This window comes from Streptomyces sp. NPDC028711 (assembly GCF_055565415.1).
Genome location: NZ_JBVHUJ010000002.1, coordinates 1,114,152 through 1,128,765 on the forward strand (window position 1 = coordinate 1,114,152; position 14,614 = coordinate 1,128,765).

The following is a 14,614-nucleotide window of genomic DNA, read 5'->3' on the forward strand; positions in this document are numbered from 1 at the left end:
GCCCTTCACCAGGCCACGGGTAGCCGGTGCACCCCGTAGAAGCCCATGTCCTCTCCCAGCGGCACCTCCGATGGCGGCACGGCCAGCTTCAGCCCGGGGAAGCGCGCGAACAGCGCGGGGAACGCGATCCGCATCTCCGTGCGGGCCAGGTGCTGGCCGATGCACTGGTGCGCCCCGTGGCCGAAGGCGAGGTGGCCGGAGGCGGGGCGGGCGAGGTCGAGGCGGTCGGGGTCGGCGAAGCGCGCCGGATCGCGGTTCGCCGCGGACAGCGAGACCGTGACGGACTCCCCGGCGCGCAGCAAGTGCCCCTCCAGCACGACGTCCTCCAGCGGGGAGCGGGGCACCCCGAAGTGGAAGATGGTCAGGTACCGCAGCAGCTCCTCCACCGCGTTCCCGGCCAGGGACGCATCGCCGGCCAGCCGGGCCGCCTGGGCGGGGTGGGACAGCAGCGCGAAGGTGCCCAGCCCGAGGGAGCCGGCCGTCGTCTCGTGCCCCGCCGACAGCAGGAGGGCGCCCACGCCGGCGACTTCGGCGGTGGACAGGTCGCCCCCGGCGGCGAGCGCGCTCAACAGGTCGTCGCCCGGCGCCCGGCGCCGGTGTCGGGCCAGGCCGGTGAGGAAGGCGTCCAGTTCGGCCATCGCCGCCGAGGCCTCGGCGGCGGTCGCGTCGATCCTGAAGAGGGTGGCGCTGTTGCGCTGGAAGGAGGCGCGCTCGCCGTACGGCACGCCGAGCAGCTCGCAGATCACCAGAGAGGGGACGGGCAGCGCGAACCGCTCGACGAGGTCGGCCCGGCCGCCGAGGGCGGCCATCGCCTCCAGGTGTTCGCCGACGATCTCCTCGATGCGGGGCGCCAGGGCGCGCGTACGGCGGGCGGTGAACCAGCCCATGAGGTGCCTGCGCAGCCGCGTGTGATGGGGTGCGTCCATGTCGACGAGCCAGCCCGGCAGGGCGGGGCTGCCGTAGAACGGGTCCGTCCCCGGCCGGGCCACCGGCACCCGCTTGAGCTCCGAGCGCGCGCTGAAGCGGGGGTCGGCGAGCACCCGGCGGGCCGCCTCGTAGCCGGTGACGAGCCATCCGATGTGGCCGTCGGGGTAGCGCAGGCGGCTGACCGGGCCCCGCGCGCGCAGCGCCGCGAGCTCCGGGGGCGGGTCGAACGGGCGGCTCCGGTCGCGGGCGGTGGGATGGACGGGAACACTCCGGCCGCCGCTCACGACCCGGCCCCGGCCCCGGCCCCGGCCCGCGGGCGGGCGTGCTCCCTCAGGAAGGACCCGAGCCGCCGCACGCCCTCGTCGATCTCCTCCGGGTCCAGGTAGCTGCACGACAGCCGCAGCGTGTGGGTGCCCCCGCCGCCAGGGTGGAAGGCGGCCATCGGCGTCCACAGCACGCCGTACCCGGCCGCGGACGCCTCAAGGAGCCCGGCGTCCGCAGGCACGGGCAGCCGCATCCGCACGAAGAACCCGCCGCCGGGGCGGTTCCACTCCACCCCGTCCGGCAGTCCGGCCGCGCCCTCGCGGTCCAGTGCCCGCAGCAGGCGGGCGAGGTTGCGCCGGTACAGCACGGACCTGCCCCGGCTCAGTTCGGCGAGCGAGCCGCCGTGCTCAAGCAGCATCCCGGCGATCAGCGCCTGGCACACCGGGGAGGTGTTGACCGTGACGGCGGTCTTCAGCCGCGCCAGTTCCGCGGCGAGCGGGACGGCCGCGGCCCCGCCGGCGGTGGAGACGGACTGGTCGGCGACGACGTAGCCGACGCGCGCCCCGGGGAAGCACACCTTCGCGAACGTGCCGATGTGCACGACCCGCCGCCCGCTGTCCAGGGCCTTCAGGGCGGGCAGTTCGGCGCCCGGGGGAGCGGTGAAGCCGTACGCGTTGTCCTCCAGGACGAGGAAGTCCTCCCGCCCGGCCAGCTCCAGCAGCCGCGGCCGCCGCCCGGCCGCCATGCGGGTGCCGCCCGGGTTGGAGTAGTCGGGGGCGACGTAGCACGCCCGGATGTGGCGGCCGGAGCGGCGGGCCGCTCGGCACGCCTCGGCCAACGCGTCGACGTCGAGGCCGTCGGCGTCCTCCGGGACGGGGACCACCCCGGCGCCGAGCAGGCTGGCGGCGCTGGTGATGCCCACGAAGCATGGGTCGGAGACGGCCAGCAGGTCCTTCGGGGAGGCGATCAGGGCACGCAGCACGAGGAACATCGCCTCCTGCGCGCCGACGGTGATCACCAGCGCCTCGGGGGCGGCGTCGATGCCCTGGTCGCGGCGTAGGGCGTCGGCCACGATCTCGTTGATCAGGCCGCGGGCGGGCCCGTACTCGTAGAGCAGCCGGGCCGCCCGGTCCGCCCCGAGGCCCGCCGCGGCCGCGTGGGCGGTGAAGCGGTCCAGGTAGCGGGCGGTGTCCAGCCCTTCGTACGGCGCGGGGTGCGGGGCCCCGGGGGCGAAGGAGAGGGCGTCCGGGTAGCGGCCCATGATCTCGTTGAGGAAGCCGATCGACTCAAGCACCGGGTCCTGGAGCGAGGCGTGCAGCCCCTCGCGGGCAAGGACGGTCATGCCGGGGCCCGTCCGGAACGTGCCCCGTGGCGCTCGGTCTTGGCCAGCACGTCGGGACTGTAGATACGGCGGGCCTGGACGACCGCGAACTCCGCCAGGTAGCCGCGCAGCAACTCCAGGGGCTCCTCGGCCAGCGTCAGCATGGCCCGGTTGGCGGCCACGGCCGGGCCTGCCAGCTCGCGTACGGCGCGTTCGACGGCCCCGTCGAGCGCGGCGGCGGGCAGCACCTCGTCGACCAGCAGGGACGCCGCCGGGTCGGCGGTGTGGATGCGGCGGCCGGAGAGGATGATCTGCCGGGCCGTGCGGGCTCCGGTGAGCCGGGTGAGCCGCAGGTTCCCCAGACCCGGGACGATGCCCTCGTCGGCGGCGGGCAGGCTCAGGAAGGAGCCCTCCTCGGCGATCACGCGGTCCAGGACGAGCAGGAGCTGCATGCCGCCGCCGATGGCGAACGAGTCGACGACGCCCACCCAGGGCTTGCCCGCCGGGGCGCCGCCGGCCGCCGGATCCTCGCACAGCAGGCCACGGGCCAGCTTGTTGACGTAGCCGAGCTCCCGGCCGAGGAGGAACTCCACGAACGAGATCGCACCCGAACGCAGCTCCTTGAGGTTGATGCCCGCGCTGAAGATCCGCTTCCCGGCGTGGCGGGGATGGGTCACGGGTCCGCCGCGCAGGACGCCGACGCGCACGCGGTCGTCGAGGAGGGCCACGTCGACCGCGGTTTCGAGGTCGGCGATGAGCCGGTTGTCCTCGGCGTTGAGGCAGTGGCCGTTGCGGAAGGTGACATGGGCCGCCTCGCCACGGCGCTCGAGCAGCACGGCGGGAAGCTCCAGCCGGTCCGTGCGCAAGAACTCCGCGAGGCGGTCGGCCGAGCCCGGTGCGGGCCGCAGCATGCTCTCGATCAGGTGTGTGCCCGCCGTGGAAGAGCGCAGCAGGGCCCCGAAGAAGATGCCCTGGTCGATCTCGCGGCCCTCCTTGTGCGCCTGGAGGCGACCGTGCTCCTCGGCGAGCTGGCCGGCGTCCGGCACGAGCCCGGGAAAGCGTACGGCGGCCTCCGCGGCCAGGTCGGGGAGCCGGGGCCGCCGCGTCCGCCCGGCGGTGAGCTCGTCGTAGACGGCGTCGGCGTGGCGCGCGAGGAAGGCGTGCCGGGCCGCCCGGCAGACCTCGTGGAGGCCTGCCGCCCGCTCCGCCTGGGTGCCGGTGCGGTCGGGGCGGGGCGGCAGGAGGGCGAGCCTCCACTCGATGTCGGCGGCGTGCCGGGCGAGGAGCCGGGCGTCGGCGGCGAGGTCGCCGCAGAAGGCGGGGGAGCCGGGGCCGCCGGCCGGGATGCCCGTCTCCCGGCGGCCCGCCCGCTCACTCACCCGGCCCTCCCGCCGTGTCGCCCGGCTCCGCGGCGGCGGCCAGGCGGCGCAGTTCGCGGTCGCAGGCGGCCAGGTGGGGGCCGAGGGCCTCGTCGAACTCCAGGCTCTGAGCCTCAAGGAGGAGCTGCCGGCGGATCGCGAGCTCCCGGTCGGAGATCCGGCCCATCAGCACGGCTGCCGTGTGCGCGGCCTCCTCGGTATCGTCCGCGAGCTGGTCGATCAGGCCCAGGTCGCGGGCGCGCCCGGCGTCGATGTCGTCACCCCACAGGACGATCTGCCGGGCGCGGGCCGCCCCGAGCTGCCGGGATATCCGGTGGACGGCCATCCCCGGCCAGAAGTGGCCGTCGTTGACCGGCGCGAGGAGCCGCAGGTCCGGTGAGCCGATCCGGTAGTCACTCACAAGCAGCAGGTCGAGGGCGGGCCCGCCGCACGCCCCGGAGGCGACGGCGATGCTCAGCGCGGGCAGCCGCTCCAGCCTCCGCACGGCCCGCTCCCAGCGGTTGATCTGCTGGATGTCCACGGGCCCCGGCCAGGCGCGCGCTCCGGCGGGCGCGTCCGGCAGCCGCAGGAGGACCACCGAGCCGTCGTCCCGCCCCTCGGCCCGGTCGCAGGCGCCGGTGACGGCGGCGGTCAGCTCGGGCAGCGGCTGCCGGGCGTCCAGGTGCAGGATGGTGCACAGCCCTTCCGCGGGGCCGTCGTGCACGGCCCTCGCCGTGCCGTCCGCCGGTTCGCCCTCCGCAGGCGGCAGCGTGTCGTGCGTCCGCATCGCAGTTCCCTTCGTCGTCGCGCCGCTGCCCGCCGTGCGGCCCGGGGTGCGGGTCACCACCGCGCCAGCGCCATCTCGATCGTCGAGCCGGGCCCCATCGTCATCAGCACCCCCAGGTCGCCCGGGCGGACCGAGTCCTCGGACGCCAGGCGCTGGTAGGAGAAGAGGAAGGAGCCGCTCGACAGGTTGCCGTGGTCGCGCAGCACCCCGGTGGTGTGCCGTACGTCGTGCCGGGTCAGCCCCAGGTTGACCCGGACGGAGTCCACGACCTTCTTGCCCCCGGAGTGCACCACCCAGTGGTCGATGTCCGAGGCCAGCAGCCCCGTGCCGTGCAGCAGCCGCTCGAGCGCCCCCTCCGCGTGGGCGCCGACGACGTACGGGATCTGCGGGTCCAGCCAGAAGCTGAACTTGCCGTGCCCCTCGTCCCATTCGTAGCGCATCGCGTCGACGGCGTCGGGGATGATCCGGCTGGAGAACCGCAGCAGGGCCGGCGACAGCACCCCGCCCGCGTCCTGCCCGCCGTCCGAGGCGGTGACGGCGACTGCCGCCGCGCCGTCTCCGAAGAGGCTGTTGACGACGGACGAGCGCATCGTGCCGTCGAAGACGTACGCCGCGGAGCACACCTCCACGCACACCAGCAGAGCCAGCTCGCCGGGGTGCGTGCGGGCCCAGCCGGTGACCGCGCCCAGGGCGTTGAGACCGGCGTTGCAGCCCATGCCGACGACGTCGAGGCGCGAGCAGCCGACGTCGATGCCCATCTCCTTGATGAGCAGGGCGGAGAACCCGGGGGTCAGGAAGCCGGTGGACGTCACACAGCACAGGTGGCGCACGTCCGACAGCCGCGCTCCGGTGTCGGCGAGGCAGTTCTCGATCGCCCGCCGTCCAAGGAGCAGGCCCTGCTGGGTGTGCTTGCGCAGGAGTTCGCCCTGCGACTCCACCACCCGGGAGCCGTCGGGGCCGGCGGCGGGCAGGGTCAGGCCGCGCCGCTCGATCGCGCTGTTCAGGAAGAGCGAGCGGACCCGGGGGTCCGTGACGGCCAGCACGTCGAGCAGCTCGTGCTGGCTGTAGCTGGCGTCGGGGACGGCGGTGCCGACCCCGACGAGCCGGGCAGCGGCCCCCGTGTCCGGCAGGGTCATCCGAGGTAGTCCTCCAACCCGCCTTCGCGCACCGTGTCCAGCGTGAAGCAGTGGAAGCCTCCGCCGAACAGCCGCCGGTGCCGGTGCCGGACCGGGACGGCCGTGAACCCGTGCTTCTCCAGCGTCCGCGACAGCTCCGGACAGGCCTCGTTGACCAGCACGGTGTCCGGGCCGGCGGACAGCACGTTGAGGTCGATGAACGGGCTGGTCAGCACCAGGTCCTCGTCCTCGTAGCGGGGGAAGTTGTCGCTCTCCGGGGCGGGCGCGACGATCCGGTCCCACTTCCGCAGCGCTTCGGGCAGCTTCTCGGCGACGGCCTCCGATCGCACGAGCAGGGTGCCGGGCCGCAGAGCCAGGACCATGCTGTCGATGTGGCTGTCGCTGAGCCGGTGCACGCGATGGATCCGGAACCGGTCGCCCACGTGCCGCTCCAGCCAGTCGCAGGCCAGGGCGTGGTGCGCGGTGGATATGTTGACCACGAGGTCGCGGCCGAGCCGCAGGACCTGCGCTCCGTCGAACATCATCTCGATGCCGACGTCGTAGGGGGAGGGGCTGGGTGCGCCGATGGGCTCGGTCGGACCGCCGATCGTGCTCTCGCGGGCGTAGTCGAGGTCGAACGACGCGTCCGTCATCAGGGGGCGGGGCATCACCGTCCAGCGGGCGCCCTGCGCGAAGTACCGCTGGAACACAGGGGTGAGGAACTGGGTCTCGAAGTAGCGGGAGCGGATCATGGGCGGCGTCTCGATGATCTCGTCGCCGAGGATCAGAGTGTTGTCGCGGATGTTGAGCGGCGGGACGACGGAGGCGGACCAGGCGGGCGTGCGGACCTCGCTGGTGCCGGGGTCGAGAGCCATCGGCCGGAGCACGGTGACCCCGAGGCCGGTCAGGGCCGCCGCGATGCCCTCGAGGTCCTCGACGAGTTCGTCCACGTAGCGCTGTTTGATGGGAACTCGGCCGCGGCGGGCGCCGTCCCGAGCGGCGTCCCCCTCACCGGCCCCGCCGACCGTGAGCCGCGGGTAATACCACTCGGACCGCGTGGAGTTGTCGCCGGCGATGTTGTCGTGGAAGAAGAGGTCGAAGGACAACTCCCGCTCATGAGAGGTGTAGTTCGCCGCCGAGCCGACGACCACCTCCTTCAGCGGGGACCATTCGTCGAAGCTGTTCAGCGTCATCGTGAGCTCCATCGATCGCTTGAAGTACCCCGCCGGTCGGCGACTCCGACCGGCCCGGACCGGGCTGCCGCACCCTGCCCGCGCCCGCTCACCGGCCCCCGCCCGCGCGCTCTGCCGGACGGCCGGGCAGTGCGGGCAGTCCGGACCGGAGCGGCAGCGCCAGGGAGAGGTACTTGCCGTCCTCCTCCAGGCAGATCCCGTGCGCGACGCAGGAGGCGAGGAACTTCTCGACCTCCGCCCGCTCCACGGTCCCGCCGTCCGAGGCGCCCAGCTCCCGGTGGATCCGGGCGGCGCTGCGCGGGGCGTCGCCGCACAGCTCGTACGCCCGCGCCCGCCACCCGGCGAGGGTGGTCTTGCGGCGCCGACCGCCCCGCGTGTCGAACAGGGTCAGCCAGTCCGGCCCGCGCCGGTAGGTGAGGGTGGGCCGGTCCGCGGAGGCCCATTCCCGCCCCCATGCCTCCACGGCCTTGGCGAGCTCGGCGACGGCGTCAGGGGAGGCGACGTGCGGCGCCCGGTAGTCGAAGAAGTACGCGATGCGGCTGTGGTCAAGACCGGGGACCGGGAACGCCAGCCGGTAGGCACTCTTCGGCGTGATCTCGCCCATCCCGAAGGACGGGTCGGTGAAGTACGGGCTGAACCGCTCCAGCCAGATCCGTCCGACGCCGGCGGGCGGCTCCAGATGGGTCAGCAGGGGCACCAGGGCGGCCTGGTCGGCGTAGTCCTCGTCGGTCTCGCCGGGGAAGCCGGCGAGGAGGTTCCAGTCGACGCGGACGCCGTAGTAGTGGGCCCACTTGAGCAGCCGGATGTTGAGGAGCCGCGAGGAGCCCTTCCGCATGAGCCCGAGGACGTGGGTGCTGAGGCTCTCCAGGCCCGGCTGGATCTTCCACACCCCGGCCTCGGCCAGCAGACGCACCTGGTCCCGGGTCAGGTTCGCCTTCACCTCGAAGAACAGGGCGGTGTCCCACGGGGACCCGCGCAGGCCGGCGCAGAAGGTGTCGAGATAGGCCATGTCGAGGATGTTGTCGACGGCGTCGACCGCGAGGACCCGGTGCCGGCGCATCAGCTCCTCCAGCTCCGACAGCGCCCGCGCCGGGGACTTGGCCCGGTACTGCATGCCCAGCGCGTTCAGCCCGCAGAAGGTGCAGTGGTGCTTCGCGCCCCACCAGCAGCCCCGGGAGAACTCCACCAGCAGCCGCTGCGTGTTCCGGCCGATCACCCGGTCCCGGCCGAGGGCCTCAAGGGCGGTGAAGTAGTCGTCGTAGTCCGGTACCGGCAGCTGGTCCATGTCCCGGGTGCGGGTGCCGGGGGAGGGGGTGGTGACCCGGCCGTCGGGGGTGCGGCCGCAGACCCCCGGGAGCACGGCGGGGTCGGCGCCGCGCGCCACGGCCGCCGCCAGCCGGGGGAGTGTCACATCGCCCTCGCCGACGACCACGTAGTCGATGAAGTCGAAATTCCTCAGATACTCCGGCCCCATGTCGCCGTCGTAGTTCGCGCCGCCGAACACGATCATCAGATCGGGGCGCGCTTCCTTCAGGCGGCGTGCCAGCGCCAGCGCGGCGACGTTCTGGATGAAAGTCGACGTGAATCCGACGATGTCGAGTTCCGACCAGATGTCGCGGGCGGCGAGTTCGTCGATCCACGCGGGCAGCCGACGGCACCGCAAATCAGCCACGGCGTCCCAGTCCGCCCCCGCTTCGGCACACATTTCGGCCACTTCGGGGAAACGCAGCCGGTAATCCTCCACGTCCTCGGTCACCCCGAAGGCCGCCGTCCCGAAGAGCCATTCGCCGAAAAGGTGGACCCGCTCGGAAGGGGCTTCGGTGATGATCTCGTAGAGGTCCGTTCCCAGCTGGGCGGCCAGCTCCAGGTTCGGATAGACGCTCCGCGCGTCGTGGCCGAAGGAGCGGAGCGCGGCCTGGAGCAGCCCGCACTGGATGGAGGGGGTGTCGGTGCGCGCCCACGGCATGTTCACCAGCCCGATCCGCAGCGGCCGCGCCGGGACGCAGTCCGGCGGGAACAGGGACTGGTCGATCAGTTTCAACTCGGCACCGACTGACACGATTCCTCCGTACGTCCGCTCCGGCAGGCCGGACCCCTCCCCGGCGGGCGGGGAAGGACCCGGGTCGCGCACTGGTCGGTCCGTGGCTCGGGTCAGTCCTTGACGTTGCTGGCCGAGACGATCGTGTCCTTCACATTGCTGTTCGAGACGATCTCCGCGGCATCGGCGTCCTCGATCTCGGTCCAGAGGATTTCACGCTCCATGGTTCACCTCCTGCCTCATATCCGGACATGAAATTCCGTCGGTGAACGATCGTAGGAACCCCTCCAGCGGGGAACAAGATGGAGAACCGGCCACCGGAACGAGGCGGAAGAGGCGCTCTTGACGCCGTCTCCGGCCGCTTTTCACAATTGACCGGTCCACCCGGGCGGGATTCCTTCGCCGGCGCCGGAAATGGCACTGCGATCACAGGGAGTATTGCCGGATGCTGCGACTGCTCATCGGAAACGACTGGAGCGAGGAGCTGGAGGAACCGGCCGGAACCGGCTGGGCCGTGCAGCGCCTGCTGTGGTTCGCCCGCGACGGCGACGTCCTCGTCCTGCCCGTCCCGCCCGAGGAGGAGTTCCTCTCCTACGTCACCTCCCTGACCGGCACCCGCCGCGAGTCCCTGCACGTGGTCGTCCCGCCGCCCGGCCGCACCGGCACCGGCGCCCTCACCGCGGACCGGCTCACCGACCCCACCCTCATCGCCGAGCTGCGAAAGAGGACCGCCGGCCGGCCCGTCGACGAGGTCTTCGCCCTGTGGCCCGACGCCGCCATCGCCGCCGCCGCCGACGCCCTGGGCTGCCCCGGAGCCCTCGAAGGGCACGCCTTTCTCACACAGAGCGGCGGCCTCCTCGGCAGCAGCAAGGCCGTCTTCCGGGCCTTGGCCGCCGGCGTGGGCGCCCCCCTCCCGGACGGCGCGGTCTGCGCCGATCCACGGCGCGCGGAGGAGCACATCGTCCGCTTGCTGGACGGCGGCAGCCCCGTCATCCTCAAGCAGGACTTCGGCTCGGGCAGCGACGGCAACGAGATCCTCGGCCGCACCGGCGACGTGGACCTGCGCGGCGCACGCGACGTGCGCGCACTTCCCGACCGCGCGGCGGTCTCCGCGTACCTCGCCGAGCGCTGGGACTGGCTGACCGTCGGAGGCCGCGACCGGGTCGTCGTCGAGCGCTACCACCCCGGCAGCCGCGCCTACTTCGCCGAATACTGGATCTCCGACGCGGGCATCCGGCTCGGCGGGCACGGCGAGATGCAGTACCGCCCCTTTCCCAACGCCCAGGTGATGCCCGCCCCGGACCTGACCGCGCACCAGCTCGACGTGCTGCTGGACGGCGGACACCGCATCTCGGAGGGGCTACGCGCGGTCGGCTACCGCGGCATCCTCAGCGCGGACGCCGTCGTGACCCCGGAGGGGGACGTCCTCTTCACCGAGTACAACGGCCGCGCCACCGGCTCCACCCACATCTACGAGATCGTCGGCAAACGGGTCGTCGGACCGGGCTTCGGCACCGACCGCATCCTGCTGGAGCGGGTGTGGCCCCGGCACTGGGAGGTGCCCTCCTTCACCGACGCCCTCACCCGGCTCCGCGAGTCCGGCCACGCCTACGACCCGGCCACCCGCCGGGGCGCGATCATCCTGGCCGCCTACCACCCGGGCCGCAAGGGCGTCATGCTCTGCTTCGCGGACGACACCGTCGAGGCGGCCCTCCACCGCGAGGAACAGATCGGCCGGCTCTTCACCACCACCTCCTGACCACGCCCCGCAGCCCGGGGTGTCAGAGCCCTCACCAGGCCGCGTGCCAAAAGTGGATCTCGCACTGTGAATGATCAGGGTTCGGCCTGGCCGGTAATCCGTGCGGTGCTGTCGAGTGTCTCGTCGATGCCGTTTGCCATGCCTGTGTGCTGTCGGCCCCGTGCCCCGACAAGCCCCGCTGCCCCTTGCCTGCGGGTCTCCATGTGAACGGGAGGCCGTCCAGGCGGAAGGCGTCCCTTTTCCGCCTGCGCGGGTGAAGGTCGGGGCGGCGGGGGCGACGGCGGGGACGCCGCCGGGGAGGACGAACGAACACACTGACCACCCCCGGGATGAGGGGGACCGCGAAGCGTTCAGAGCGTCCCGAAGCCTGGGGACTTCGGCCCGGGCGGCGTCGGTATCCCTGTCAGAGTCACTCGCCGGGTGCGAGCGAGTCGTTCGGCGTGTCAGGGACGGGCCGTGCTCAGATGAAACGGCGCAGCGAACGGTACGAACTGCACAGGGAAAGGGAGCGGGGATGTCCGAGGACACCATGAGGGCGATGGCGTATGAAACCTACGGTGGGACAGAGGTGCTCCGTGAGACCCGGTTGCCGCTGCCGAAGGTCGCTCCTGGAGAGGTTCTTGTGAAGGTTCGGTGTGGCGCGGTCAACCCGGTTGATTGGAAGATCATGGCGGGTGGGCTCGACGGCCTGATGGACGTCGTTCACCCGGTGGTCCCGGGCTGGGATGTCAGCGGTATTGTCGACAGGGTCGGTATCGACGTGCCTGAGTTCGCGGTGGGCGATGAGGTAATGGCCTACGCCCGTAAGGACTACGTGCACGGCGGTACGTTCGCGGAGTACGTCAGTGTGCCCGTACGCGCTCTCGCCGCCAAGCCGGCCTCGTTGAACTGGGCGCAGGCCGCCGGGCTGCCGCTGGCCGGTCTGACCGCCTACCAGCTCCTCACGCGTCTGGGTACGGCCGCTGGTGACACCGTCCTTGTGCACGGTGCGGCCGGCGGTGTCGGGTCCTTCGGCGTCCAGCTCGCCCGGACGCTCGGTGCGCGGGTCATCGGTACCGCCTCCCCGCGCAATCACGAGCGGTTGCGGGGGTTCGGCTGTGAGCCCGTCACCTACGGGGACGGGCTGACCGAACGCGTCCGCGCGCTGGCCCCGGACGGGGTCACCGTCGTGGCTGACTTCGTGGGTGGAGTCCTTGACACCACCGTGGCGGTCCTGGCCGAAGGCGGGCGGCATGCTTCCGTCGCCGATCACACCGTGCTCGGTGCGGGCGGTGAGTGGATGTGGGTCAGGCCGTCCGGCGAGGACCTCACAGTTCTGGGCGGGCTCGCGGACGAAGGCCGGCTCGTGGTCGATGTGGCTGCGACGTTCCCGCTCTCCGAGCTGAAAGCGGCTTTCGCGCTCAGCCAGGAAGGCCATTCGTCAGGGAAGATCGTCATCGAAATCTGAAGCCGGCCCGACGGCCGGGGTGGCCGGTGCCTGAGTCTGGGCTCCCGCACCGGCCCGGCGCAATCCCGCGCGCCCCCGGGGCTCCCTCACAGCCCACGCGCAGACGTCCGGCCGGCAGGCCGAGCCTCAACCGGGAGTATCCGCCGCCACGTTCAAGCGCGCCGCTCCGGGCAAGGCGAATCCCTCGCAGGAATCGGCCGATCGGCACCTGCCGGCCTCCTGCGCGTCCTGCCACCGGCTGCGTGGGAGCAACAGGGCGCTCTCCTGCCTCCACTCGACGAGTGGCACATCCTCGGGCGGGCCGGCCACCAGGTACCGGCCCTACTCGGCGGGTGCGCTGCCCGGCCCGTACGAACGCACCCTCCCCACCGGACACACACGGTGCCACCCGGCGAATTCCTGAGGACGCTGCACGGACTCGTCACGCTCGTCCACGCGTATGGCGCCCAGGGCCACGAGCGTGACCCCCTCCGACGCGCCGGGGAAGAGAAAGCGGACGCGGGCGGGTCAGGGCCACGTGCACTGCCGTGTCACCTCCAGGACCTCCTGCAATGCCGAACGCCGGGGCCTGACCCTGCACCGATGCTTCAGGTGCCGTGGCGCCGGACTGCTGACGGTGGGAGGACCGGTGGGCACCGGCACCGGCACCGGCCGCGCCGGGCGGCGGCCTGGCCGGCCAGACGCAGCAAAACGGTGGCGAACGCGGATACGGTGCCGTCGTCCCAGCCGTCCTCGGAACTCTGCTCGGACCCGCGCGGGACGCTGCTCTCCCAAGGCCCCGACGAGGGCACGGCTCGCACGTGAGCGGGAAGAGGCGGGTGACTGTTACGCGGTCTTCGTCGAGTGCGAGGTACGGCTCTGGCTGCTCTCAAACGCCCGATCCCCAGTCAGCCCTGGCACTGCGGAGACCGAAGGCGAGCTCCTGAAAGGCGTATGGTTTTCGGTCGGCTTGGTTGATGATCAGGAGGATGAGCGACAGCGCTGATCCGATAGCCGCTGTGACGCCACTGTACGAGGCACACCGTTCGGTCCCCTTCCCGCCTGGCCTTGCCGGTGCTGACCGAGCGGGTTTCGACCTGGTCATGGTCGATGCGGACATCGCCGGGTGTGTGCATACCTGGCTGGCCGATTCCGGCACTGTGGACGAGTGGCGTTACAGGGTCCTGCATGGGCGTGGGTCCCAACTCGACCGGATCCTCATCACCGTTGGTGATGGTGACAGCCCGGCGTACTGGGACCGGCTCTCACGGATGGCTGGACTCGTAGCGTCCACGGATCCCAGGCCGCGGGACGCGTACCCGCCTGAACCGTGGACCCCTGGGAACAGGTCCGAGGACTCCGGGGAGTAGCAGGTCCAGTTCGAGGGTTCCACCCCCTGGTTCGTCCGCGAGGAGCTGCGCCTGGCCGGCGCGCGGACGGCGACCGCCTCGCGCTGGTCCGGACCGAGCTGTATGCCGCCCGGTCCGCACTCGAGACGCCCCGCGTCCTGGTCGCGATCGTCACCCCGGACCTCGGCGGCGGCAGCCCCGTCCTCTCACGCCTCGGGGGCGGGGCCGGCCTCGCTTCCGCGCCCCGGTCGGGGCTGTGAGAGGGAGCGGGCTCGCGGGACGCTTTCTGCTCCGCTGCCAGGGCGGCGGGGGCGGCGGGGAGCGGCCGGTGGTGTACGTGAGCCGGGACAGCGAGGCCGAGCCGGTTACGTGACGTTCGGGGTGGGGAAATCCGTGACCGTCCACAGCCCTGGGGGAGTTGGTGCGTTTGTGTCCGGTGACACGGTGGTGGTGGGCCGCTGCCGGCCGATCGGCCGAGGAACTGCGGCTGGTCGCCGGCGAGTACGGGCGGAACTGCCCGATCTCGATCTCGGCGCGTGCGACGTGACCGGCGGCCCGGGTGCTCGGTCTCGGTCCTGCGGTGCTGTCCTGTGGGGACGGGGGCGGGGGCAGGGGTTGTGGCCGGGTTGGTGGAGCTGCTCCGAGGGATGGTGGTGTCGGTTTGTCTCGTTGTCGGGTACGGAGGGCGGTCCTTTCATCCCCCTGTTCGACGGAGCACCCCGCCACCATCCCTGACCGTCCCGCCGGGCAGCTCGCGTGTCGGGTCGGCCGGCCGGCGGCGAGCGGTCACACTTCCGCGGGCTCGGTGAAGGTTCAGTGAGGCCGGAGAAGCTCGCACTGAGGTCGAGGACTTCGCCGGGGGGGGGCAGGGCTTCGGGCCGGGCGGGTATTCCATCCGAGGATCCGGCAGCGGCCGAGTGGCGGAGTATCCGGCAGGGGCCGAGGGTCCGGTCGAGGTGCGCCGGCGGCAGGACGGATCGCCCCTCGATCAAGCGCGTGCGCGGTCCGGTTTCACCCCCGGTCCGGTACCGCCCCGGTCCGGTACCGCCCCGGTCCGGTACCGCCCCGGTCCGGTAC

The 14,614-nt window shown here is 72.4% G+C and carries 10 protein-coding genes; 2 read left to right on the forward strand and 8 right to left on the reverse strand.

What is annotated here, in order from left to right; translation table 11 throughout:
• Positions 1-5: 5 nt before the first annotated feature.
• From ACZ4VK_RS10755 to ACZ4VK_RS10790, 8 genes are all read right to left on the reverse strand, one after another.
• Positions 6-1,211 carry a cytochrome P450 gene (locus ACZ4VK_RS10755; RefSeq protein WP_468350650.1) on the reverse strand — a complete coding sequence of 402 codons (1,206 nt, stop codon included), beginning with the start codon at positions 1,209-1,211 and terminating at the stop codon, positions 6-8.
• On the reverse strand, positions 1,208-2,533 hold the full coding sequence (locus tag ACZ4VK_RS10760; protein WP_468350652.1) for an aminotransferase-like domain-containing protein: 1,326 nt from the start codon (positions 2,531-2,533) through the stop codon (positions 1,208-1,210). The genes ACZ4VK_RS10755 and ACZ4VK_RS10760 overlap by 4 nt, the downstream gene beginning before the upstream one ends.
• Positions 2,530-3,891, reverse strand: coding sequence for a (3,5-dihydroxyphenyl)acetyl-CoA 1,2-dioxygenase DpgC (gene dpgC, locus ACZ4VK_RS10765; protein WP_468350654.1), 1,362 nt, complete (start codon positions 3,889-3,891; stop codon positions 2,530-2,532). The genes ACZ4VK_RS10760 and dpgC overlap by 4 nt, the downstream gene beginning before the upstream one ends.
• Entirely contained in the window at positions 3,884-4,657 is a 774-nt protein-coding gene (gene dpgB / locus ACZ4VK_RS10770; protein WP_468350656.1) for an enoyl-CoA-hydratase DpgB, read from the reverse strand. Before dpgB ends, dpgC begins: the two co-directional genes overlap by 8 nt.
• A gap of 53 nt (positions 4,658-4,710) precedes the next feature.
• Entirely contained in the window at positions 4,711-5,793 is a 1,083-nt protein-coding gene (dpgA, locus tag ACZ4VK_RS10775; protein WP_468350658.1) for a 3,5-dihydroxyphenylacetyl-CoA synthase DpgA, read from the reverse strand.
• The gene (locus tag ACZ4VK_RS10780; protein WP_468350660.1) at positions 5,790-6,965 is read right to left on the reverse strand and encodes a glycine amidinotransferase; all 1,176 of its coding nucleotides are present in this window, start codon (positions 6,963-6,965) and stop codon (positions 5,790-5,792) included. Before ACZ4VK_RS10780 ends, dpgA begins: the two co-directional genes overlap by 4 nt.
• Positions 6,966-7,053: 88 nt before the next feature.
• Complete coding sequence (locus tag ACZ4VK_RS10785) at positions 7,054-9,024, reverse strand: RiPP maturation radical SAM C-methyltransferase (RefSeq protein ID WP_468350662.1); 1,971 nt, start codon at positions 9,022-9,024, stop codon at positions 7,054-7,056.
• Between the two features lie 92 nt (positions 9,025-9,116).
• The gene (locus ACZ4VK_RS10790) at positions 9,117-9,227 is read right to left on the reverse strand and encodes a pheganomycin family RiPP precursor (RefSeq protein WP_468350664.1); all 111 of its coding nucleotides are present in this window, start codon (positions 9,225-9,227) and stop codon (positions 9,117-9,119) included.
• Between the two features lie 221 nt (positions 9,228-9,448).
• Here ACZ4VK_RS10790 and ACZ4VK_RS10795 point away from each other — a divergent pair, with 221 nt between their 5' ends.
• Complete coding sequence (locus ACZ4VK_RS10795; RefSeq protein ID WP_468350666.1) at positions 9,449-10,762, forward strand: preATP grasp domain-containing protein; 1,314 nt, start codon at positions 9,449-9,451, stop codon at positions 10,760-10,762.
• 529 nt (positions 10,763-11,291) lie between these two features.
• On the forward strand, positions 11,292-12,209 hold the full coding sequence (locus tag ACZ4VK_RS10800; RefSeq protein WP_468350833.1) for an NADP-dependent oxidoreductase: 918 nt from the start codon (positions 11,292-11,294) through the stop codon (positions 12,207-12,209).
• The last annotated feature ends 2,405 nt before the right edge of the window (positions 12,210-14,614 follow it).

Bases quoted from the DNA above. Each gene is read 5' to 3' on its own strand.
- ACZ4VK_RS10795 (WP_468350666.1), top strand. From the start codon at position 9,449: ATGCTGCGACTGCTCATCGGAAACGACTGGAGCGAGGAGCTGGAGGAA.
- ACZ4VK_RS10780 (WP_468350660.1), bottom strand. From the start codon at position 6,965: ATGACGCTGAACAGCTTCGACGAATGGTCCCCGCTGAAGGAGGTGGTC.
- ACZ4VK_RS10800 (WP_468350833.1), top strand. From the start codon at position 11,292: ATGAGGGCGATGGCGTATGAAACCTACGGTGGGACAGAGGTGCTCCGT.
- dpgA (WP_468350658.1), bottom strand. From the start codon at position 5,793: ATGACCCTGCCGGACACGGGGGCCGCTGCCCGGCTCGTCGGGGTCGGC.
- ACZ4VK_RS10760 (WP_468350652.1), bottom strand. From the start codon at position 2,533: ATGACCGTCCTTGCCCGCGAGGGGCTGCACGCCTCGCTCCAGGACCCG.
- ACZ4VK_RS10790 (WP_468350664.1), bottom strand. From the start codon at position 9,227: ATGGAGCGTGAAATCCTCTGGACCGAGATCGAGGACGCCGATGCCGCG.
- dpgB (WP_468350656.1), bottom strand. From the start codon at position 4,657: ATGCGGACGCACGACACGCTGCCGCCTGCGGAGGGCGAACCGGCGGAC.